Source organism: Stenomitos rutilans, assembly GCF_059505485.1.
In genome coordinates this window covers 66905-89694 of sequence record NZ_JCACKR010000060.1, presented here as the reverse complement: position 1 = coordinate 89694, position 22790 = coordinate 66905, and the positions used below count along the sequence as shown (strand labels likewise).

18 protein-coding genes are annotated in these 22790 nt (G+C 50.2%); 11 read left to right on the top strand and 7 right to left on the bottom strand.

The features are described 5' to 3' along the window. Window positions 1-153: 153 nt before the first annotated feature. From AC5JLP_RS10350 to AC5JLP_RS10340, 3 genes are all read left to right on the top strand, one after another. Window positions 154-408 (top strand): hypothetical protein, encoded by a 255-nt coding sequence (locus AC5JLP_RS10350; protein WP_496067857.1) that lies wholly within the window; start codon window positions 154-156, stop codon window positions 406-408. Window positions 409-631: 223 nt separating this feature from the next. Next, on the top strand, window positions 632-2113 hold the full coding sequence (glcD, locus tag AC5JLP_RS10345) for a glycolate oxidase subunit GlcD (RefSeq protein WP_496067856.1): 1482 nt from the start codon (window positions 632-634) through the stop codon (window positions 2111-2113). A gap of 511 nt (window positions 2114-2624) precedes the next feature. Continuing rightward, window positions 2625-3308, top strand: a complete 684-nt coding sequence (locus AC5JLP_RS10340; RefSeq protein ID WP_496067855.1) for a DUF4142 domain-containing protein — start codon at window positions 2625-2627, stop codon at window positions 3306-3308. Between the two features lie 236 nt (window positions 3309-3544). Here the strand turns inward: AC5JLP_RS10340 and AC5JLP_RS10335 are convergent, their stop codons facing one another. Then, on the bottom strand, window positions 3545-5233 hold the full coding sequence (locus AC5JLP_RS10335; RefSeq protein ID WP_496067854.1) for a potassium channel family protein: 1689 nt from the start codon (window positions 5231-5233) through the stop codon (window positions 3545-3547). A 286-nt stretch (window positions 5234-5519) separates the two neighbouring features. On the opposite strand from AC5JLP_RS10335, the gene AC5JLP_RS10330 reads away from it, so the two are divergent. Beyond that, window positions 5520-5933: a thiol-disulfide oxidoreductase DCC family protein gene (locus AC5JLP_RS10330; protein ID WP_496067853.1), complete on the top strand. Its 414-nt coding sequence runs from the start codon at window positions 5520-5522 to the stop codon at window positions 5931-5933. 248 nt (window positions 5934-6181) lie between these two features. Further along, window positions 6182-7537, top strand: a complete 1356-nt coding sequence (locus AC5JLP_RS10325; protein ID WP_496067852.1) for a caspase family protein — start codon at window positions 6182-6184, stop codon at window positions 7535-7537. 17 nt (window positions 7538-7554) lie between these two features. On the opposite strand, the gene menB is transcribed toward AC5JLP_RS10325, so the two are convergent. From menB to AC5JLP_RS10310, 3 genes are read right to left on the bottom strand one after another with little or no spacing between them, the layout of a single operon-like run. Beyond that, window positions 7555-8388 (bottom strand): 1,4-dihydroxy-2-naphthoyl-CoA synthase, encoded by an 834-nt coding sequence (gene menB, locus AC5JLP_RS10320; protein WP_496067851.1) that lies wholly within the window; start codon window positions 8386-8388, stop codon window positions 7555-7557. Between the two features lie 53 nt (window positions 8389-8441). Then, a complete protein-coding gene (gene menD / locus AC5JLP_RS10315) occupies window positions 8442-10283 on the bottom strand; it encodes a 2-succinyl-5-enolpyruvyl-6-hydroxy-3-cyclohexene-1-carboxylic-acid synthase (protein ID WP_496067850.1) in 1842 nt (613 codons plus the stop codon). A 2-nt stretch (window positions 10284-10285) separates the two neighbouring features. Beyond that, complete coding sequence (locus AC5JLP_RS10310) at window positions 10286-11728, bottom strand: isochorismate synthase (protein WP_496067849.1); 1443 nt, start codon at window positions 11726-11728, stop codon at window positions 10286-10288. Window positions 11729-12063: 335 nt separating this feature from the next. On the opposite strand from AC5JLP_RS10310, the gene menA reads away from it, so the two are divergent. The 3 genes from menA to AC5JLP_RS10295 are packed head-to-tail and all read left to right on the top strand — an operon-like array spanning window position 12064 to window position 15872. Beyond that, complete coding sequence (gene menA / locus AC5JLP_RS10305) at window positions 12064-13026, top strand: 2-carboxy-1,4-naphthoquinone phytyltransferase (protein WP_496067848.1); 963 nt, start codon at window positions 12064-12066, stop codon at window positions 13024-13026. Next, window positions 13027-14019, top strand: coding sequence for an o-succinylbenzoate synthase (locus AC5JLP_RS10300; protein ID WP_496067847.1), 993 nt, complete (start codon window positions 13027-13029; stop codon window positions 14017-14019). A gap of 35 nt (window positions 14020-14054) precedes the next feature. Next, on the top strand, window positions 14055-15872 hold the full coding sequence (locus AC5JLP_RS10295; protein ID WP_496067846.1) for a 2-succinylbenzoate--CoA ligase: 1818 nt from the start codon (window positions 14055-14057) through the stop codon (window positions 15870-15872). Here AC5JLP_RS10295 and AC5JLP_RS10290 read toward each other — a convergent pair. Beyond that, window positions 15835-16254 (bottom strand): acyl-CoA thioesterase, encoded by a 420-nt coding sequence (locus AC5JLP_RS10290; protein ID WP_496067845.1) that lies wholly within the window; start codon window positions 16252-16254, stop codon window positions 15835-15837. The genes AC5JLP_RS10295 and AC5JLP_RS10290 overlap by 38 nt on opposite strands. A 137-nt stretch (window positions 16255-16391) precedes the next feature. Between AC5JLP_RS10290 and AC5JLP_RS10285 the strand changes: the two genes are divergently transcribed. The 3 genes from AC5JLP_RS10285 (at window position 16392) to AC5JLP_RS10275 (ending at window position 19795) form a co-directional block, all read left to right on the top strand. Beyond that, the gene (locus AC5JLP_RS10285; protein ID WP_496067844.1) at window positions 16392-17042 is read left to right on the top strand and encodes a DUF3386 domain-containing protein; all 651 of its coding nucleotides are present in this window, start codon (window positions 16392-16394) and stop codon (window positions 17040-17042) included. A 158-nt stretch (window positions 17043-17200) separates the two neighbouring features. Further along, entirely contained in the window at window positions 17201-17443 is a 243-nt protein-coding gene (locus tag AC5JLP_RS10280; RefSeq protein ID WP_496067843.1) for a NifU family protein, read from the top strand. Window positions 17444-17545: 102 nt separating this feature from the next. Beyond that, on the top strand, window positions 17546-19795 hold the full coding sequence (locus tag AC5JLP_RS10275) for a glycoside hydrolase family 57 protein (RefSeq protein WP_496067842.1): 2250 nt from the start codon (window positions 17546-17548) through the stop codon (window positions 19793-19795). Between the two features lie 48 nt (window positions 19796-19843). Here the strand turns inward: AC5JLP_RS10275 and AC5JLP_RS10270 are convergent, their stop codons facing one another. Together AC5JLP_RS10270 and AC5JLP_RS10265 are read right to left on the bottom strand one after the other, a co-directional pair. Beyond that, window positions 19844-20950, bottom strand: a complete 1107-nt coding sequence (locus AC5JLP_RS10270; RefSeq protein ID WP_496067841.1) for a glycosyltransferase family 61 protein — start codon at window positions 20948-20950, stop codon at window positions 19844-19846. A gap of 487 nt (window positions 20951-21437) precedes the next feature. Further along, a complete protein-coding gene (locus tag AC5JLP_RS10265; RefSeq protein WP_496067840.1) occupies window positions 21438-22760 on the bottom strand; it encodes a glycosyltransferase family 4 protein in 1323 nt (440 codons plus the stop codon). Window positions 22761-22790: the final 30 nt, after the last annotated feature.

The following is a 22790-nucleotide window of genomic DNA, read 5'->3' as shown; positions in this document are numbered from 1 at the left end:
TTTTCTTTTGCTTGTATGAAACCACCCTGCCCAAACTTGGGGGCTAGGGGGCGAAAGATGATCGCTTTTGCGTAAGTCCTAACCTATGATTCTGATACCAACCAGTTAGAAGGCTGGCTGCGATCGGATGGCTACCTTGATGTCCTAACGGTGATGGACGGCTGGGCTAGCTTACGCTTGGGCATTCGCTTTGTACCCTCCAAAAACCCGCTACACATTATCCGTCCCGATGGCAAGCCCTTTCTGACCTTTGTGGAATTGGGCAACGGCTGGAGCCAGAACAACAGCGAGTCGAAGACGATCGCCAACGAGCCGAAGACGATCGCCAACGAGCAGAGGCATTGGAGAATCTTTTGCAGCGCTACCGCGATCGCTTTGGTGAATTACCGGAATCGTTACAGTAGTTAGAGCTAATCCAAAGCTTTGGAATGAGAATTAAATAAGATCAGCTTTTGTAGGATGTGTTAGGCGCTAGCCGTAACGCATCACCGGCCTCGAAGACGATGCATTACGCGGTGCTAACACATCCTACGCAAATATTCGGTTTTATTAAATCCACGATCCTTTGGCCGTCAGCCGTCAGCTTTAATTCAAAACTCAAAACTCAAAACTCTACTCCCCCCTCCCCCCTATGCTCACTCAGGAACCGCCGAAAGAGATCACCCGCGACTGGCAACCGATCGTCCGCGAGTTTGAAGCCATTTTGGGTAAAAACGGAGTTGTACGGAAGCGTGAGGAACTGTTGGTGTATGAATGCGATGGCCTGACTAGCTATCGGCATCGTCCTTCTGTCGTTGTTTTACCCCGTACCACAGAAGATGTGGCAGCCGTCGTCAAGGTTTGCGCTACATATGACGTTCCCTTCGTGGCGCGTGGGTCTGGTACAGGTCTTTCTGGTGGTGCCTTGCCTACAGATGACTGCGTGCTCATCGTTACCGCATTGATGAAGCGTATTCTGGACATTGATTTGGCAAATCAACGGGTGGTTGTGCAGCCTGGAGTGATTAACAATTGGGTAACGCAAGCCGTGAGTGGGGCTGGTTTCTACTACGCGCCTGATCCCTCCAGCCAAATTATTTGTTCTGTGGGCGGTAATGTCGCAGAGAACTCTGGCGGTGTTCATTGCTTGAAGTACGGGGTGACAACGAATCATGTGCTGGGGTTGAAGTTGGTCTTGCCAGATGGGGCGATCGTCGATGTGGGTGGCACCGTTCCTGAAATGCCGGGATACGACCTCACAGGCCTCTTTGTGGGGTCAGAAGGAACGCTGGGCATCGCCACTGAAATTACCCTCAAAATTCTCAAGGCGCCTGAATCAGTGCGCGTATTGTTGGCAGACTTTACCAGCGTCGAAGCAGCAGGCGCGACCGTTTCAGATATTATTAGTGCTGGCATCATTCCGGGTGGCATGGAAATGATGGACAACTTTAGCATTAACGCAGTCGAGGATGTGGTTTGCACCAACTGCTATCCCCGTGATGCCGCAGCCATTTTACTGGTTGAAGTGGATGGGCTAGAAATTGAAGCCGAAGCCAATAGTCAACGGATAGAAGCCATCTGTCTGCAAAATGGTGCCCGCAACGTGCGGATTGCAACCGATCCCGACGAGCGCCTCACCCTTTGGAAAGGCCGCAAAGCCGCCTTTGCTGCGATGGGCAAGATTAGCCCTGATTACTACGTGCAGGATGGCGTGATCCCCCGTACCACGCTGGAGTATGTGCTGAAAGAAATTGCGGCTCTAGGTGAGAAACATGGCTATAACGTGGCGAATGTCTTCCATGCTGGAGACGGCAACCTGCATCCTTTGATCCTGTATGACAACGCGGTTCCTGGTGCGCTAGAGCAAGTAGAGGCATTGGGTGGCGCAATTTTGAAGCTTTGCGTTCAGGTGGGCGGCAGTATTTCGGGTGAACATGGCATTGGTGCCGACAAGCGTTGCTACATGCCAGAGATGTTTACTGAAACCGACCTGGAAACGATGCAATGGGTTCGCCAAACGTTTAACCCCAACGAACTTGCCAATCCTGGCAAGATCTTTCCCACACCGCGCACCTGTGGGGAAGGGGCAAACGCAGAGATAGCGAAGAAATTTGAAGGTATAGAGCAGTTTTAAGGGATGGCGGTCAACTTTCAGCGGTCAGCTTTCAGCGGTCAGCGGTTAGCTTTCAGCCTGTCATTTGTCACTAAAAGCTGAGCGTTGAAAGCTAATCCAAGATAGGGTGCAGTCTCTAAGGAGAAACACTGTATTCTAGGCGGTCAGCTGTCATACCAATTTGAATTGAAAATGCGACACATCCTGTAGGGGCAAGGCAATGCCTTGCCCCTACCCACCGATTGATCTGTAGCCGTCATTCTTTAAATCGGTATCAGCTTGTCATTCGGCGCTAAAAGCTGAGCGCTGAAAGCTACTCTGGGTTAGCTTTCACGAATTAAATCAATCGTCATAGCTTTGGCAGCCAACCAGGAACCCCCTTTCCTTGCTGATGCCGATCGCCAAAGTATACAGAACCGCTCTTTAGATGGACGTTTGACGATGTAATAATCGTTACCTTTCTCATTAGGATGTTTGCACAGTATCTTGGCAGGCACCCGTCGATTGTCGTTTCTAACAAACTTTGCCTCTCATGATGAAATTAATTCGTTCTCGCAAATTCATTTCAACCAGTGCCTGTGCGTTTAGCCTAGCGATCGCCTCTTCCCTACTGCCAGCTTCGGCTCAAACCATGCAGAACGGTTCTATGCAGTCTAGCCCATCACAAAATGGCTCTATGCCGAACGGTTCCATGCAAGATGGCTCCATGCAGAATGGCTCCATGCAAGACGGCTCGATGCAGAATGGTTCTACACCGATGCAAAGTGGTAACCGACGTGCGTCTTTAAATGCGGTCGACCGCCAATTTATGATGAAGGCGGCTCAAAGTGATATGACCGAAATTCAGACGAGTCAATTGGCATTGAAGCGATCGCAAAATTCACAAGTCAGGCAGTATGCTCAGGAGATGATTCAGCAGCACACGCAATCAAGCAGCAAGCTAAAGCCTCTAGCGGCTGAAAAGGGGGTTGCGCTGCCCAAGACTCTTGGCGCAGAAAACCAGGCTTTGTTAACCCAATTGACGAAGTTATCTGGAACTCAGTTTGACCAGGCTTACATGAATGGGCAAATCAAAGCACACGCCAAAACGCAAGCGGCTTATCAAAACGAACTGAAGCAGGGCCAAGATACAGACGTGAAAGCGTTTGCAAGTCAGGTACTGCCGATCGTAGCAGGCCATCTTCGCATGGCACAAAGCATGGTTGCAGGGCGTTAGTTTAGCTTTTAGCTTTTAGCGGTCAGCTTTCAGCTTTATTCCAGGCTGACGGCTGACGGCTGCTTGAGTCAAACACAACATGCTTTTCACAAATGCTCTAGGACTGCTATAGCTGACCGCTGATGGCTGATCGCTGACCGCTAAAACCAATGCTTATAAACCTGATGAACGACTGACAACTGCCATATCACGCTTTAGCTAGGTTGACTCGTCTAGCTGACCGCTAAAACCAACCGTCACGCTGATCGCGTCATAGTAGAAGGCATTCGCCAGAGTTGCTCTAAACGAGTCGCTGGCATGGTGAGATAAAGCACATCGCCAGCGCTCAGGCAAACTTTCAGCAAATCCCAACCGTGAATCGTTTGGCTGCGGGTTTCAAGATATAAGGGCGCAAAGTCAGCGGTGATAGCGGCTTCTTGCACTCGCTTGCCGCAAAAGGGATGCCCAGGGGTGATTAACGTTGCCAGTGCTACCCACAGGCTATCAGCCGTCATACCATTGCCCAAAATGCGTCCACCCAAGGCAGCGGCAGCAAAGGCAGGTGCGACCAATTCCGCAGGGCTAAACACGGCGTCAAACTCAAACACGAGTTGCGCCATCCAGGCAAATTCTGGGTCTTGATAGCGGACGATTACCGAAACCTTAGGATTAAGGCTTTTAGCATTGAGAGCAATTTCCAGATTGACCGTATCATTGCTGGTTACAGCCAGAAGTGCCTGCGCTTGCTCAAAGTTTGCGGCTTTGAGGGCGGCTGGTAGACTAGCATCGCCTTGGATCACCGGAATTTTCATCGCCCGTACTGTACTGAGAAAGCGACAGTTAGGGTCTTGCTCAATCACGACGACCTCGTGTCCACAGCTATGCAGATGACTGACAATTTGTACACCGACCCCACCCAGGCCACATACAATAAAATGGCCTCTGTGAGGAATCCGAGCGGCATCCCAAAAGCGATCGAACCGGGTGCCCAATACAAAATCATTGAGAAGTGCGTAGGAAATGCCAATAATGGCGGCTCCCACTAGCATTGTGAGCACCGTAAATACCTTGAGATCATCTGGTGCGTGCTCTAAGCCGATGTCGTTGCCGCCAGCCCCTGTAATAATGCCAACGGAAAAGTAAAGCGAATCGATCCAGTTGGTGTGCAATACAGACGAGGTGTAGATCGTGGTGCTGAGCAGAATCATGATCAGCAGCATCAAAGCACCGAACAGTAAAGCTCGGCTGTGCTCTCGCAAATATTTCAGCCCCAGCGCCAATTTAGCGATTTTTTGCGTGAGAGAACGTCGTGTAGTACGCACATTTGGTTTGGTGCCAATAATGAGCCGATCGCCCACCTGTAAACGGTAGTCTCGCGTAATGGCTGAAACCAGATCCACCTTGTTATCGATCGGCAAGTAGTAAATCAACATGCGATCGCGGTCTTCCCACAGGTCGCTGAGTTTGCGCCCCAGCCACGGATGGTCATCTTCAACGTGTTCTTCGTGAATCGGCCAGGTTTGCTTGAACAAATGTAGTTGCCCGATCGCCGCGTTGCCTAACGCTGCAAAGACAAAAATGGGGGCCGCCAGAGATGCCACACTCATGCTGATGTGGTCAGGTAAAGTGGTATCGAGGCGATCGCCCAAACTCGTGTTAAAGAGCCGATTGATAATGCGAATACGCGGATTGAGCACCCGTGCCTGCATCAAGACAGCCAGATTCAACCCATCGTCACTGTCTGTTAACACTAACGTTTGCGCATCCCGAATCCCTGCCTGAATGAGGGTTGATGCCATCTGCGCATCACCAATAATGACATCCTCTTTCTCCACAGCCAGCGGACGGTTGTGAATGCCCACCACATGCGCTCCCTGCTGCCGGAGCAGACAGAGAATTTTGTAGCCAGTTGCACCCAAGCCGCAAACAATGATGCGTGGTTTCATGCTTGAGAATACCAATAAAGTGTTGATGGGTTAGGATAGGTCCTTCATTCTCGATCGCAGTCGCCATCAGGACTGTAGCTGAAAGCACTGTTACTATTAAGAAAGGTCAAGGGAGCGTGAGGGATGAGGATGAAAGATGTCGCTTGCTTCCGCTTGCGGTGGGATGGAGTTTAAATGGCGGACAGTCCTTGTCTTTTATCTTCGCTTCTGCCTCCCCCGCTGCTTCCCCTGCCTCCCCTGCTTCTTCACTGTCCCCTCTGCCTTCATTCTCTCCTACTCCTTCCTCATGACTTACTACGTTATTTACGATGGCAACTGTAATCTCTGCTCCACATTAGTGCAGTTGCTGGAGCGACTCGATCACGGCGAGCGGTTTCAGTACATCCCTATGCAGGCTGATCAGACGTTGAGTCAATTGGGCATTACCTCGCAAGACTGCGAACAAGGCATGATTTTGATCAATGCCGCTGCACCAGAACAACGCTGGCAGGGCAGTACTGCGGCTGAAGAAATTGGGCGTCTGCTGCCGTTGGGGGATGTGTTTGTGGCTGCTTATCGTGCTTTACCGGGGGTGAAATGGACGGGCGATCGTGCCTATGCTCAAATCCGCGACAACCGCTACACGCTTTTTGGCAAGCGTGATCGTACGTACCAGTCGCAATACCCAGTGGCGTGCGAGTCGAATCACTGCCGTTTATAAGGGAACGGATAAGGTCATCAGGATGTCACTTGAGTGTTCAGCACCCGATGCTCCTAATGCCCTTCAGTACAAAGCGTTGAAGCAATCAGGACGTCAAGCAAAGTATCCGGATCTTTGACACGATCCTTGAAAACAGAGGCAAGGGTGGCTACACGCACAGATGCTTTTATGGCATTGATCGATGCGTTTGTGTTGGCATGGCGATGAATCAGTCCTGTTTGTGTAGCACGCTGTGAGTTTAGATTGAGATGGCAAAGAAATGGGCGATCGTAGTTGGGATCAGTCAGTATCAGAGCTTGCAATCCCTTCAGTATGCTGAACAAGATGCCCAGGCAATGCGAGATTTTTTGGTGCGGGAGGCTGATTTTGATCAAGTGTACTATTTGACCGATCGCTCTCCCGAAATTGAGCTTGAGGGCGTTTCAATCTCCACGCAGCCAACCGTTGCAAATCTAAAACAGTTTCTTGAACTTCGGTTTGCAGTTCCCTTTCTCAAGCAGGGCGATACACTCTGGTTTTTCTTCAGTGGATACGGGTTGCAGTATGCAAATGCTGATTACCTTCTGCCCAGCGATGCGGCGCTAGACGCGGTAGAAACAACAGCCATTACAGTAGATGCACTAGCAGACTGCCTGAGCCGCAGTGGTACCACCCACACCGTTTTGTTCTTAGATGCCTGCCGTACCGAAGAACAGAAGTTTGGGCAGGGCTTTGGCACCGATCCCAGTGGAGTGACAAGCATTTTTTCCGCTGCCTTGGGTGAGACATCGCAGGATCTAGGGGCGTTTCAGCTTGGCGCGTTTACCTACGTGTTGCTGGAAGGGCTTTACCTAAAGGGACGTAAACCGGGTGCAACCGTGGCGCAACTGTGGCAACATCTATGCGATCGTCTTCCTGAGGTCACCTTGGGTTACGGGAAGCTGTCTCAATCGCCCCGCCTAAGCCCTAACGCAGCCATAGCACCAGAAGCAATGGTCTTACCCAAAATTGTCGTCCGCGAGAGTAGCAAGCCGTCTTACAAGAACCAGACTCGGTCAAAAGGTTCAAGGCGAGAGGCTTTGGCAGGTGTTTGGCAACGCATTAACAAGCTTGTTCAAGCAGGTGCCGCCAGTGGACTTGTTCTAGCGATCGGATTAGCTGGCATTGCGATGTATCGAGAAGTAGAGCGCTACCTCAGTGCCCCAGAAAAATGGGGTGGTCAACCTTCTGTGGCATCATCGGCTACCTTCAGCTTTAAGGATAATTTTTACCAGCGGCTTCCTAGACCGGGTACCTACTATGCCACAACCTCGCAATTTAACTCGTCTTACCGCGAAATTAGCAGTGGCAGTGGGCGCTTCTGCATCAAGGTTGTCAATGCGCCTGCAAAAGCATCTGGCAACCAGCAAATCATCGTCAGCACTCTTTCGTTTCGTGAGAATGGCGCTTACATCGATGCCACGCGAGAACGCTTACAAATCGATGGGACGTTTACCGAAATTACAGACCGCAAAAGTACATGGCAGTGGTCCAAGGCTGATATTGATGGCGCTGGGCTGGTAGCCGAGTGTTTAGCCTCAACCACCAGTTATGTGCGCGAGGTAAAAGGCGGCAAGCCAAATTAAGCGCGATCGAGCGTCGCTTACGGCAACCACGGATACTGACGGAAATCAGGCGGACGTTTTTCTAGAAAGGCCTGCTTGCCTTCAGCACCTTCTTCACTCATGTAATAAAGCAAGGTGGCGTTTCCAGCTAGTTCTTGCAATCCTGCTTGACCATCACAATCTGCATTAAAAGCCGCCTTGAGGCAGCGAATGGCGATCGGGCTTTTCGCCAGAATCTCCTGCGCCCATTGAATGCCCTCCGCTTCCAACTGTTCTACTGGCACTACACAATTCACCAAACCCATCTCTAGCGCCTGCGTTGCCGAGTATTGGCGACACAGGTACCAGATTTCTCGTGCCTTCTTTTGTCCTACAATCCGCGAGAGATAGCTAGCTCCAAATCCGCCGTCGAAACTGCCAACTTTAGGGCCTGTTTGCCCAAAAATAGCGTTATCCGCCGCAATGGTGAGATCGCAAAGAATGTGCAGAACATGACCACCTCCGATCGCGTAGCCAGCCACCAGCGCAATAATGACCTTGGGCATCGAGCGAATCAGCCGCTGCAAATCTAGTACGTTTAACCGGGGCACACCGTCATCGCCCACATAACCTGCGTGACCTCGCACACTTTGGTCTCCCCCCGCGCAAAAGGCATACTTCCCATCCGTATGAGGGCCAGCTCCAGTAAACAGCACGACACCAATACGGGTGTCCTCACGAGCATTCGCAAAGGCATCGTAGAGTTCAAACACAGTCTTGGGACGAAAGGCATTGCGCTTGTGAGGGCGGTTGATAATGATTTTGGCAATTCCATCGGCTTTGTAATAGAGAATGTCTTCGTAGGTTTTGGCAACTTGCCAATCGATTTGCATGGATGTGAGAAGTAAAAGGCAAAAGGTAAAAGTAGAAGGCTGACCGCTAACTCCTAAATCTTGATTCTGGCAGCAAACGTACCCAAATGCTGCTTTCGCCATTGGGCATCGGCTTTACGATCGGTGCGAATTTCTAGCACCCTCATGCCTTTTGTGGGCAAAGGGTTTAAGCGTTGTTCTAACTGTTGCCAGGTTGTGATGCGCTCATATACAACCCCATATGTAGTGCAGAGTTTGGCAAAGTCGATCGCTTGGGGCGTGGCAAAAAACGCTTCAAAGGGTGGATTATGTTGGGCGATCGGCAGCATCTCGAAAATGCCACCCCCGTTATTGTTAATGAGGACGATCGTCAAATGCCCAACAAAATGCTGGCGTAAGAGAAACCCATTGGTGTCATGCAGTAGTGCCAGATCGCCTGTGAGCATCACACTGCTTTGCTGGCGGTGAGCAATCCCCAAAGCGGTGGACAGAGTGCCATCAATACCATTCGCGCCCCGATTGAAGTATGGCAGCACTCTAGAGTTTCCAGGTGCCCAAAACCATTCCACATCACGTACAGGCATGCTGCTATTGATAAACAGTGGCGTACCCACAGGCAGCACTTGAGAGAGTAACCAGGCTGCTTTACCTTCAAACAGCCCGTCTATCTCACGCAGCGTTTGGTCTACGGTTTGCCTGACTTGAGCCTCGATCGTGCGCCACAACGTAAGGTAGGGAGTTTCAATCGCAGCTTGTTGGGAAAACGACTGGAGGAAAGTGGTGATCGATCGTCGCAGATGCGTCGTGTTGCCATGTAATGGATCGAGGTTTCGACCGTCTGGATCGATAATCCACTGACGCGGCTGAGTTGTCTCTAACCAGACGCGAAGCTGCTTACTGGTAGGCATTCCACCAATGCGAATGACTGTTTCAGGTGCCAGCTTGTCCGCCAGCTCAGCATTTCGCAGGATCAGATCATAGGTCGTAATCAGGTTAGGATTCCAGTCAGCATAGTTGCGCAGGGGCGAAAGCCCTTCCGCTAAAACTGGATAGCCGAGAACTTGAGAGAGGTGGGCGATCATACGACAGTAGACCTCCGGAGCCTCAGGTTGGTCAGTGCCAGCGATGATGATGCCGGAGGGGGAGTGAGGAGTAGGGAGTAGGGAGTAGGGAGTGGGAGGTGGGGAGTGGGGAGTGGGGTATGTCCCTTCGCTGGAGTGTTTTGACTCCTGACTCCTGATTTCTGACTCCTGACTTTTACCTTCTCCCTTTTGCCTTTTACCTTCTCCATCCCAATTAGGCGTAACCGAGGCGAAGAAAGCTTCTATGTCGAAGGTAGAGGCAAGGGCTTGGGCTGAAGGCTCTAGGGTAGGAGCAAGGGGTTCGCGAAAGGGGAGGTTGAGGTGGACGACTCCGGAGACAGGATACAAAGCTCTCTCCCAAGCGTGGATGAGGGTTTGACGAAGATAGGCCAGCATCGGCAGCTCCAGGGTTGGCATTGCCAGTTCGGTTTGCCAATTGGGAAAAGTGCCGTATAGTTTGTGCTGGTCGATCGCCTGTCCGGCATTGCAATCACGCAACTCAGGTGGACGATCGGCCGTCAGGATAAGCAGGGATACTCCGCTTTCTTTCGCCTCAATGACAGCAGGATAGAAGTTTGCGCCTGCTGTTCCAGACGTACAGATCAGCGCTATTGGACGGTGGCTCTGGCGGGCAAGACCCAGCGCGAAGAAGGATGCCGATCGCTCATCCAGCACGGGTATCGCCTCAACGTAAGGATGATTGGCGACCGCGATCGCAAGGGGAGCTGATCGCGAACCTGGACAGACGATCGCAGTCGCCAGTCCCAAGCGATGTAACGTTTCTACCAGAATAGAAGTCCAGACCAGATTGGTATTCGTAAAATCAATCGGCATGGTCAGACGAGTGCTTGCAACAACGCTTGAAGCTTAAGCTGTACCTCCGCCAGTTCTCGATCGGGATCTGACCCTTCGACAATCCCAGCACCCGCAAACAGTCGAGCGTGGTTTCCATTCAGTATGGCTGAACGAATGCCCACTGCAAACTCACCATTGCCATGATGATCCACCCAGCCGATCGGCGCAGCATAAAGCGATCGCTCAAACGCCTCATACTGGCGAATGTAGTCACAGGCGATTGGGCGGGGCATACCAGCAACGGCAGGCGTGGGATGGAGGGTGGCAACCACATCAAGCAGGTGAATGTCGGCAGGCACAGTTGACTGGATCGGTGTTTGCAGATGTTGAATGTTTGATAGTTGTAAGAGGCGCACAGGGGATGGTTGAGGACTCAAGCCCAATTGAGTAAGCTGTTGGCAAATGAACTGACTGACGACCCGATGCTCATGCTGCTCTTTTATACTTGCTAGTAAGCGTTGTGCCAAGACAGCATCTTCGCTGGTAGTTTTGCCACGGGGTGCTGAGCCTGCTAATGCACCCGTTTTAAGTTGACCATCTCGGACACTAACCAACCGTTCTGGGCTTGCACCGATAAACTGCTGCCCTCGATCATTACTGGTTAAAAACAGGTAGCAGCCAGGATACAGCTTGCGGAGGTGGTGCAGCGCCGCGATCGCATCGAACGGTAGTGGCGAAGTGACATCGACGGCGTGAGCCAGCACAACTTTGTGAAATGTTGTTTGTTGAATGGCGGTAATAGCCGCCCTTACCGCTTGCTTAAACTGCTGGGTATGAGCAACATCACGTCTTGTAAACAGATCGCGGTGGTCAATCACAGGTGTAACGAACTCATACCGGATCGATCGGATCGTTTGCCACGTTTGCCAGAGCCGATCAACAGTTTCTTCTAATTTGGTACCAGCCTGAAGCACAACATTCGCTACCACGAGACAGTGCTGCCCGTTTCTAGAGACTTGCCATTCTGGTAGAACGATCGTTGCTGCTGGAAAGGCTGAGCTGCTGTCAATTTTCTGATCAAAAAACGTGAAGCTACAGAAGAAATGAGGACCTGCCAAAGGTGAGTAAGCGTTTCCACAAAGGGTCGTATGAGCCAATGTTGAACGGATAAATCGCTGAGCAGCCGTAAAGCGCTCTACCCCACCAACCACGAGTTTGGCAGCAGCACCGATTGCCGCGATCGCCAGCCCTTTATGTGGCTGAACCTCTCGCCCAAGCGATCGTTTTTCCATATAGAAATGAAGTTGATATCTACTTGTCAAAGCCTGCAAAGCGACAAGCGGATCAACCGTATTGATTTCTATGGAAAGACTAACAATTTGCGGCTGATTTTTCTCCTCTGAAATCTGCTGATACCTGCCAAGAAAATGGTGCAGCTCTCTACGAGTTTGAAACAGATCAGTGCAGCGAGGGGTAACGGTCATGGAGGGCAAAAGATAAAAGGTATCAACAAAAACAGCGCTTGGAAAAGGTGGAAAGATCCTAGTTTTGACAATTAGTTTTGAGCCAAATTAATGGTTCGCTACTTCGGTTTCTGTCTCCTGCCTCCAACGCCTCCTGAAGTGATTGACTTCTACTTTACCTGTCGCGTCAATCACGTTAACGCCTGACTCTTTGATTCTCACACCTCACCCCTCCTCACCCCCTCAAATATTGCGAAATTTGAAGTCTGCACGGTCTAACAGAGCTGTCCGAACCACTGGATCGTAGAATGAGTGAGCTTCTGAGACTGCATTCAATTTTTGATATTTGCAAAACAATGACCCGAGAAACGGTTAATTCTTCAGCAAATGCTTTAGTAGCTGCACCAGCGATTCGCAAAAAATTGTGGTTGGCAGCGATTAAACCGCCGATGTACAGCGTGGCAATTATGCCGATCGTTGTGGGCACTGCAATTGCGATCGCCGAAACCAAAACCCTTCAGGCAGGTATTTTCGCTATCTTTGTCTTCGCTGCCATTCTCATCCTTGCCTGGGAAAACCTTGCGAATGATGTGTTTGATTCAGAGACTGGTGTGGATGTAAACAAAGCCCACTCGCTGGTAAATCTCACCCAAAATAAGCCGTTGATTTTTTGGTTGGGGAATTTGTGCCTTGCAACGGGGCTATTTGGTATCGGCGCGATCGCCATAATTCAGCATGATCTAACCGTGGTCGGGATTATCCTTGTGTGTTGCATTTTGGGCTACATCTACCAGGGTCCCCCCTTCCGGCTCAGCTACCAGGGTTGGGGCGAAATTTTGTGCTTCTTTGCTTTTGGGCCTTTAGCTTTTGCTGCTGCCTACTACAGCCAAACCAAGGCGTTTTCAGGCACAAACTTTGCCGCCTCTGCGATCGTGGGTGTCTCCACCAGCCTGATTCTATTTTGCTCTCACTTCCACCAAGAAGCTGACGATGCTGCAGTGGGTAAGCTATCGCCGATCGTCCGACTGGGCACAAAACGCGCCGCGCAGTTATTGCCGTGGCTTTGTGGCAGTATTTTTGCGCTCACTGCCCTGAGCGTGTGGTTAGGCAGCTTTCCTGTAACGACGCTGCTGGTTTTTGCCAGTCTGCCGATCGCCCTCAAACTCTGCAAGCATGTGGGCAAACACTACAACACGCCCGAAAACGTTAGCAATTGTAAATTTATTGCTGTCGCACTGCACTTCTGGAGCGGTATCTTTCTGGGTTTAGGCTTCGTGCTGCCACAACTGCTTGAGTTTGGAGCAGCCTTGCCAACGTAAATGCTTTACCAATGGCAATTTCAACCGTATCGACGGCGCTTTAAGCAGGCGTTGCAGACCAGCTACGGTTGCTGGACGCTGCGCGAAGGCATGATTGTGCAGTTGGTCAACGAAGCTGGAGCCATTGGTTGGGGAGAGATTGCGCCCATACCGTGGTTTGGCTCCGAAACGCTTGAGCAAGCGGTGGCCTTTTGCCATCAACTGCCATCAGAGCTGTCCAACGATCTGATTTTTTCGATTCCTGACGCCTTCCCATCCTGCCAGTTTGCCTTTGAGTCGGCTTGGGAGGAGGTAAAACATCCACATCAACACTCAACGTCTGAGCTTTATCCTACGCCCCACTCCGTTCTCCTCCCCACAGGAGAAGCGGCCCTAACCGCCTGGAAACCGCTTTGGGAGAAGGGCTTCCGCACCTTTAAGTGGAAGATTGGGGTGCAGACGATCGCCACTGAGCTTGAGCTATTGCACACGCTGGCTCGATGCCTTCCTGCTGCCACTAAATTGCGTCTGGATGCCAACGGTGGACTCAGCCTTGATGATGCGGCTCGATGGCTAGAGACGTGCGATGCGATTGTTGATGATCCAAGCTTGCCTGTCACCCTGGAATATTTTGAGCAACCCTTGGCTGTTTCCCAGTTTCAAGCGATGCAGAACTTAAGCCACTGCTACCGTACACCGATCGCTCTGGATGAGTCTGTTGCCACACTCCAACAGCTACAAGTTTGCTATGAAAACGGCTGGCGAGGCATTATTGTCATCAAGCCTGCGATCGTCGGTTCTCCCTTCCAGTTGCGACAGTTTTGCCAGGCTCGTCCTATTGATGCGGTCTTCTCCTCTGCCTTTGAGACTGTAATCGGGCGGCAAGCTGGTCTCCGCTTAGCAACAGCGTTGGGGAATCTCGATCGAGCGATGGGCTACGGCACGAATCATTGGTTTGAAGAGACTGAAAGCAGTGATTTTCAGCCATTGTGGCAGACCCCTTTCAGTGGTTAGGATCAGTCAGGGTATAAGGTATGGGGTGTAAGGGTATGCAACGGAAAACAGCGTTAACTGACCTGAAGCAGCGGTCTGAAGATGACTGGCTTATTGGGTACAACAGCCAGGAGTTTTTTGTGCTGGCAGAACGCGTATTGGAAGAGTTGCGATCGCACCCTCAACCCGCAACGGCCCTCACCATTCTCTTAGCAGAACGTGATCCCCTTACCTTTCTCGCTCACTTCATCGCTGCTTGTGCCGCCAACTGCTGCATTGTTCTTGCCAACCCTGACTGGGTACCAGCCGAATGGGACCAAGTGTTTGAGTTGGTTCAGCCCGATTTGATCCGGGGCGAGGTAGCGAAGGCAGAGGGCAGGAGGCGGAGGGAAGCGGGGAAAGCGGGGGAAGCAGGGAAAGTCACTCAAAACTCTCTAGCAACGCGGCGGAAAGCGCTACTTAAAACATCTCCTACAGAAATGCTGCGCGTTTCTGGAATGCCGAAGGCGGCACACAACTCAAAACTTAGAACACCCTATACCCTACACTCCACACCCCACATTTTGATCCCCACAGGAGGTACATCGGGCAACATTCGTTTTGCCATTCACACTTGGGAAACCCTCATGGCATCTGTTGGCGGCTTTTGCCAATACTTTGAAGTCAAACGGGTAAACTCCTTTTGTGTGCTACCGCTCTACCACGTCAGTGGCTTAATGCAATTTCTGCGATCGTTCACGACAGGCGGTCAATTAGTTGTGTTGCCGTTTAAAGCCGTTGAGAGGGGCGATCGTAGCTCCATTAATCCCGAAGATTTTTTTCTATCCCTAGTGCCAACTCAACTTCAGCGCTTGCTCAATCAGGAGGGGGCGAAGGAGCAAACCGCGAAAACGCAGAGAACTGACGAGGCTTCTTCCACTCAACGCTTTTTCCCAACGTTCGACTCTCGATTCCCGATTCTCAACGCCTCCATCGCCTGGTTATCTCGTTTCCACACTGTTTTTCTGGGTGGAGCACCAGCCTGGTCAGACCTACTAGAACAAGCAAGACACCACCACATTCGACTTGCGCCCACCTACGGCATGACCGAAACCGCATCCCAGATTGCCACGCTCAAACCAGACGACTTCCTCAAAGGACACACCAACGCTGGACAAGTCTTACCCCACGCCCAGATCACCATCCGCGATCCAGATGGCAACATACTGGCACCTCACCAAATTGGTAACATCACTATCCAGGCAAAATCACTCGCGTGGAAGTACTATCCAGGTTCTCCAGGCGATCGTGATCGATTGATCGCAACCCTCACCCCTTCGCCAACCCATATGTTATTCCCGCGTCAGATCTCATGTTCGGGGGGTTTGGGGGAGTTAGGCCCCCAAAAAGCGGGGAGCCGGGGGGAAGTCCCCCGGACACAATCTCTAGACGAAGCCGAGATATTCGCACACTACCATCCGCAGCGAGAAGAGAAAGAATTTCAACCCGATGATTTAGGCTTTTTTGACTCCAACGGCTACCTGCACATCATTGGACGATACAGCGACAAAATGATCACAGGCGGTGAGAATGTGTTTCCAGCAGAGGTCGAAGCCGCCATTCGATCGACTGGCTTAGTCCAAGATATATGCGTTATCGGGGTGAGCGATCGCCATTGGGGACAAGCCATCACAGCCGTCCATGTTCCCCTCCACGCCAGCAGCACCATCGCAGCACTCCAAGCGGCTTTAGAGGATAAACTCAGCAAATTCAAACATCCCAAATACTGGGTAGCCGTTGCCCAACTGCCACGCAACGCCCAAGGCAAAGTCAACCGTCTCGAAGTAGAAGCGATCGCTAACGCTCATGCGTCCACTGTGCCAACCATTGACTAATGTTTGTGGGGAGTGATTGTCGCTTACGGGTGGCTGGATCAATACAAACATGGCGCGTTCGGGCATGACTCACCGATCGCTCCAGCTTACCCTCCAAAAACACAGCATAGACATTCTCAAACTCTCCCTCATTCATTAATTTCGGAGTTAAGTGAATCTCCAAGCGATCGCCGCAAACCATTGGACGAAAAAAGTCAACACCAGCATGAGCGATCGGGAACGCTACCTCAATGCCACTAAAAAAAGTTCTTAAATCGACTCCTGCTGCTGCCAACGATGCCTCATAAGCTTCATGGCAAATTACCAGCACATTCGCAAAATAGACCACTCCCGCTGCATCCGTATCGCCAAACCGAACTGTACGTTGATAAACAAAGGGCATAAGGTCTCTCCAGCATCCGCACCCTAAACCCTACACCCGATAGCCACAGGATCTTCAGCTCACCCCACACAGTTCCCGCAACATCTCACCCAAAACTCTCTACACTAGAGATTGGACGATGACGCAAGGAGAATTGCATGACAGAGCCACTGTCCGCTCGTGAGCTATTCCGGGCTGCCTATGAAAACCGTTATACCTGGGACTCTAGCTTCCCCGGTTACAGCACCGACATCACCGTCAAAAAAGGCGATCAGCTTTACACAGGCAAAGCCCGCATCAATCACGATCTGACCTACGACATTACCGATATCTCCGATGAGAAAGCCCAGGACTTAATCAAAGGTCAAGTTTGGGAAATCGCCGTTCACCGCGTTCGCAAGCCATTTGAAGAGACTCACGGTAAGAATATCTTTGAACTGGGCGAAACCGATGAAACCGGAGCAGTTGCCATTGCCGTCAGTGGCAAAGCGATGGGCGATGGCTACAAAGTACGTGATAACGTTGTTTCCCTGGTGCATCGTCACATTCACGGTGTGGTCGTGACCATCAACACTTTCAGTACGATCGACACTGGCGAAGGCTACCTCGCAGAACGTTACGATTCTGTCTATCATGACGCCAAAACAGGTGAACTTAAAGGCTCCAGCCAATCTGAAGACACCTACGAAAAAATTGGTCACTACTACATCCTCACTCGTCGCGTCATTAAAGAAGACCAACCAGGAGAGACTGTGATCACCGAGTATGGCTTCTCCAATATCAAACTGTTGACACCAGTGGCAGTCTGAAGAAGAGTTAAGAGCAACAGCGGCAGGAGCAGGAGTAAGAGTTTTGGATTCTTTTAACGGTTTGAGTGAAGTCTCCCTGTTCCGTCTCCCCTTGCTTCCCCTGCCCCCTCTTTCCGCTACGATCGAAAAAGCTTCAACTAAACCATTACAGGTGAATTATGACCGAAACATTAGAACTAACTCAAACAAACGTTGAAACCGTGCTGGACGAAATGCGCCCCTACCTCATGGCAGATGGTGGGAACGTCGAACTCGTTGAAATCGATGGCCCGATCGTCAAGCTGCGGCTGCAAGGTGCTTGTGGTTCTTGCCCAAGCTCTGCCATGACTCTGAGAATGGGCATCGAGCGACGCTTGCGCGAATTCATCCCCGAAATCGCCGAAGTCGAACAAGTGCTTTAGAAAGGCTGAGGGATGTAGCTTGCTTCCGCTCTGCGGTGGGCTAAGGGCTGAGTTGACACGATTCCTTCATCCCTCATACTTCATCCTTTATCCTTCCTTTCTATGCCCCATCCCCTTTACGTTGCGTTTATCTGGCATCAACATCAGCCACTTTACAAAAGCCGGGTTGAGCACAGCACGTTACTAGATGGGCAATATCGTTTGCCCTGGGTTCGACTGCACGGCACAAAAGACTACCTCGATCTAGTGCTGCTCTTAGAGGACTACCCCACACTGCACCAAACGGTGAATCTAGTCCCATCACTAATCTTACAAATCGAAGATTATGTTGCGGGGACAGCATTTGATCCCTATCTAACAGCGGCGTTGCTGCCCACAGAGCAACTGAAGCCAGAGCAGAAGAACTTTGTGGTTGAGCATTTTTTTGATGGCAACCATCACACGCTCATCGATCCTCATCCCCGCTACGCCGAGCTTTACTACCAGCGGCAGGACAAAGGATGCGATTGGTGCTTAAATAACTGGACACTACAAGACTTCAGTGATCTGCTGGCATGGCACAACCTTGCGTGGATTGATCCGCTTTTTTGGGATGATCCAGACATTGCCCAGTGGTTGGAGCGGGGCAAAAACTTTACGCTGGGCGATCGTCAACGCATCTACTCAAAGCAGCGCGAACTTCTTAGCCGCATCGTGCCTCAACATCGCAAAATGCAAGATGCTGGACAGCTAGAAGTGATCACATCGCCTTACACCCATCCCATTCTGCCGCTGTTAGCAGATACCGATGCAGGACAAATCGCTGTCCCAGGCATGACCTTGCCACATCAACGCTTTCAGTGGGCAGACGACATTCCTCGCCACTTACAGAAAGCCTGGACACTGTATCAAGAGCGGTTTGGACAACCACCTCGTGGTTTATGGCCCTCAGAACAATCAGTCAGCCCCTCTATATTAGCACCGATCGCAAAAGAAGGCTTCCAGTGGCTTTGTTCTGATGAAGCTGTGTTGGGCTGGAGCATCAAGCACTTCTTCCATCGCGATGGATCGGGTAATGTTTCTGAACCGCAGTTCCTGTATCGTCCTTATCGGCTAGAAACCGAGTTTGGTGATCTGGCGATCGTCTTCCGCGACCACCGCCTTTCTGATTTGATTGGCTTCACCTACAGCGCAATGGAACCCAAGCAAGCGGCTAGCGATTTGGTAGGACACCTGGAAGCGATCGCGCGATCGCTCAAGGCACAGCAATCTAGTGGCAGCACAGCGCTCGAAGAACCTCACCTGGTCACGATCGCCCTGGATGGCGAAAACTGCTGGGAGTACTATCCGCATGACGGCATTCCCTTTCTGCGATCGCTCTACGAAACCCTTAGCCACTCGCCTGATATTCAGCTTGTCACAGTCTCGGAATATCTCGACCAATTTCCGCCCACCGAAACAATTCCTGCTGCCCAGTTGCACAGCGGCTCCTGGGTAGACGGCAACTTCACCACCTGGATTGGCGACCCGGCCAAAAACCGCGCCTGGGACTTACTAACCGCTGCCCGACAAGTTCTAGCAAATCACCCCGAAGCAACGGAAGAAGCAAATCCAGAGGTCTGGGAAGCACTCTATGCAGCAGAAGGCTCCGACTGGTTTTGGTGGTTTGGTGAAGGACATTCATCTAACCAAGACGCTATCTTCGACCAGCTTTTTCGAGAGCATCTGGCGGCAATTTATCAGGCATTGAACGAACCCATTCCGCCAGAGGTGCGCCGTCCTGTAGAAGCGCACGTTGCTGGTGGCGATCGTCCTCCTCAAAGCTTCATTCATCCCTTTATCGATGGACGTGGCGACGAACAGGACTGGGATAAAGCAGGCCGCGTTGAAATCGGTGGTGCACGCGGCACCATGCACCGCAGCAGCGCTATACAACGACTCTGGTTTGGGGTTGATCACCTAAACTTCTACCTCCGCCTAGACTTTCAAGCAGGGGCACGACCTGGAAGTGATTTTCCGCCAGAACTGAATTTGCTTTGGTTCTACCCTAACCAGACCATGCACAACAGTTCAATTCCGCTAGTAGACTTGCCCAACCAGGCTCCTTTAAACTATCTGTTCCACCATCATTTGGGCCTCAACCTGCTAACCCAAACGCTTTGGTTTCAGGAGGCTGGCGAAGATTTACGCTGGCAGTCACGCATGACCCGCGCTCGCATCGGCTTAGACACCTGCTTGGAACTGGCCGTACCCTGGGCAGACTTGCAAATTCAGCCTGACTGGTCACTTCAATTGATGCTGGTTTTATCTGAAGGCGGTCGGTACCGGAGTTACCTGCCAGAGAATGCACTGGTCTCGATCGAGATCCCCTAACCAACTTAGGCTCTTTAAAAACACGTTTCGGATGTTGGATTACAGTTCTCACCGATTACTGTGAGCATCATGCACTAATCGCTGCGTGTTCGGCTTTGCCTCATCAACCTTCAAATAATCAAGCGCCATTTGCAAGGAAGATAGATCAATTTTGAACGGATCTCGAATAGGAGACTTTAGCGTATCTCGAGGACTCGTATCAAAATCTAAGTAGCGCAGTACTTCAGGTGTAATCTGACCACGGACGCCACACCAGCTTCCATTCAAAACGGTGCTAAATTGTCGGTAGGTATGAATTGTGAAACTTGGAGAAAATAACTCAATAATGCGTAACCCGCTTCCGTTTTTTGCTTGAGGCGCTAATCCCAAACGATTGAAGATAAAGTTTCCAGTCCCAGCACCATGAACTGCAACAACAACTTTTGCATTGCGAGCAATTGACCATTTTTCACTCGCTGTGAGATCTTCAAAGTAATAAGTCACAAAACCTCTTTCTTCAAGAAACTTGGCAACTTCATTGTTATTGATTAGATGACGGCTACCACGTCGGGCGATAAAAATGCGTTCTTCGGTTGATGGGTTATAGCCCTTGAATTCCAAGTTAAACAGTTCCGCTTCAATACCGTATAACCGATACCTATAGTCATAAATGGCTTCAACAACATTTCCATAAACTTCAAAATTAGTACAAAGAATCGGAATGTCTAATGTATTAAAAAGATCTTGTGCAAGCTTTGAAGCATTCTCTTTCAAAATAACATTAATTTCAACGGGCCGCTTTAAGTGTTGTGAGATGAGCTTTTTTGCTAGCAGAACAGGAGTGCAAATATTTTCAAGTAGGTGAGCAATATTTTTGTCTGTCTCACCACGAGCATCAAAAATAAAATGACCTTCATAGTCAAGAGATTGCTTATGTCGACCTATTTTAATCATCTGCTCAAACAGCTTCCACTTCCAGTTAGTAGCTTGTATTTCCCAAGTATATTTTTTAGCAACTTTGATCTCAACCGGAAGTTCTGGCATATCCTCTTGATCTGGCAGAAAAATTTGCTCGACTTTAGGTGTATAAACGTCAGAAGCACATGTAGGATAACCAAACATCATCGTGGGTTCTACGCTAATTGATGGCACCACAGTACGCAAAGAAAACTGCATCTTAATTCCCCTAGATTTAAGTAAAAGCTTTAGTTTGAGTAAAAAATAATAGATTCTTAAACTAGAACATCTCTATAATTTTTAATCGAGAGATTAGGCATTTACTAGCATGTATGCGAAAGCTTTATCCAGTAAGCTCGTATGTAAAGATATAGTAGGTAACAACTGTCTTTTTCCAGAACGATTTGCCAGAACTTCTTCAGCACATTGAATCACATGATGAAAGACCTCATCTCAAACGAAAAATTAGCCTATTGCAAACTGATTTCACCCTGCCGGACCAGTCCTCTGAGATTTACTTAGGAATGAGAATTAAATAAGATTGGCTTTTGTAGGATGTGTTAGGCGCTAGCCGTAACGCATCACCAACCTCGGAGACGATGCGTTACGCGGTGCTAACACATCCTACGCAAATACTCGGTTTTATTAAATCCACGATCCTTAGAAAGTAAAAATTGAGGGCACTGTGAATCAAAGCTTGAAGCCACTAGGTGCGTGCTGATGTCGTTGGGAAGCCAACCTTACTTCGAGACGAATGTTCCAGTGTTTTTTGATAAAAGTCACTTGATTGCTTGGCAACCACTTTTGGAGCAAAACGCATTGCACACTCTTCACCAGCGTGATGGCCGAGTTTAGCTGCTAGCTCCGGGTTGCTTAACAAGCGGTTTATTTGAGCAGCCAGATCTGTTGCATCCCCGGTTTGAAATAGTAGTCCAGAAACTTCATTTGTGATAATTTCTGGAATGCCTCCTGCACAAGCCCCTACGATCGGGCAACCCAAACTCAACGCTTCAAGTGCGGTATAGGGGAAGTTATCATAACGCGATGCAACCACTGTAAGTTGAGCTTTCCGGCGCAGCTCATACAAGGCAGAGGGAGGCTGTTGACCCAACCATTCAATTTGCCCTAATTCTAAGGCGCCGGGCAGTCGATCCTGCACATACTCCTCAAATTTCCAAGCACGACCATTATCATCAATGCACCCTCGATCGGGACCTGCAAAAATCAATCGAGTCTTTGGAAATTCTCGTAGAACTTGGGCGAAGGCATCAATCACAAGGTCGCCTCCTTTATGGCGATCGAACCGACCAATAAAGGCAATAACATTGGGATCACAATCCTGCGATCGCCATCGCTGCTCTTTTGGAGTACAAGCAATCGGACAGGGAATGACAACTGCCTTCTCCAAAGGAAGATTATAGTAGCGACGGGTCTGCTCCAAAACATCATGTGAGGGTGCTGTAATTGCAAACGCTTCAGCAATCGCTTTTCCTTCATACTGAACCCGACGCGCAAAAACTTCATCCTCTGGAAACCCCATCACCTTGCCATTCAAAAACCACGGCCCATGAAGACGTATAACAATGGGTATAGAAAGGCGATCACGCAGAGCACCTGCAAAACCAAAACTCTCCTCTATCTCGAGTAAGTCTAAGCTAGCCCTGGTCGTTAAAGTATGAATGCCTCGGCATAAACCACGAACAAAGGAAGCCCGAAAAGCTGATTCTGGTAAGATTCGCTGTTGCAGCGTATCGAACAAACGACCAACAAATTCATTCGATCGACGAGACGACAACTGAATTACGTCTTGGCTACTAAGACCTAAAGTCTGAGAGCGATCTAAATAAGGCGTTAGAACATACGATTGATGCTCTAGCTCACGCATTCCATCAACCATTGTTGCGACATAGGTAACAATCCCATTGGGAAATGTTTGAGGTGGCCAACCCGGTGTGAAATAGGCAACAGACAGACGATCGCTTTTGGGCTTTCCTAAAGTAATGGGCGTATTTTCTTTATTGCTTAGCATGTTCTCTTGCATGTAACACCCAGGGGTTCA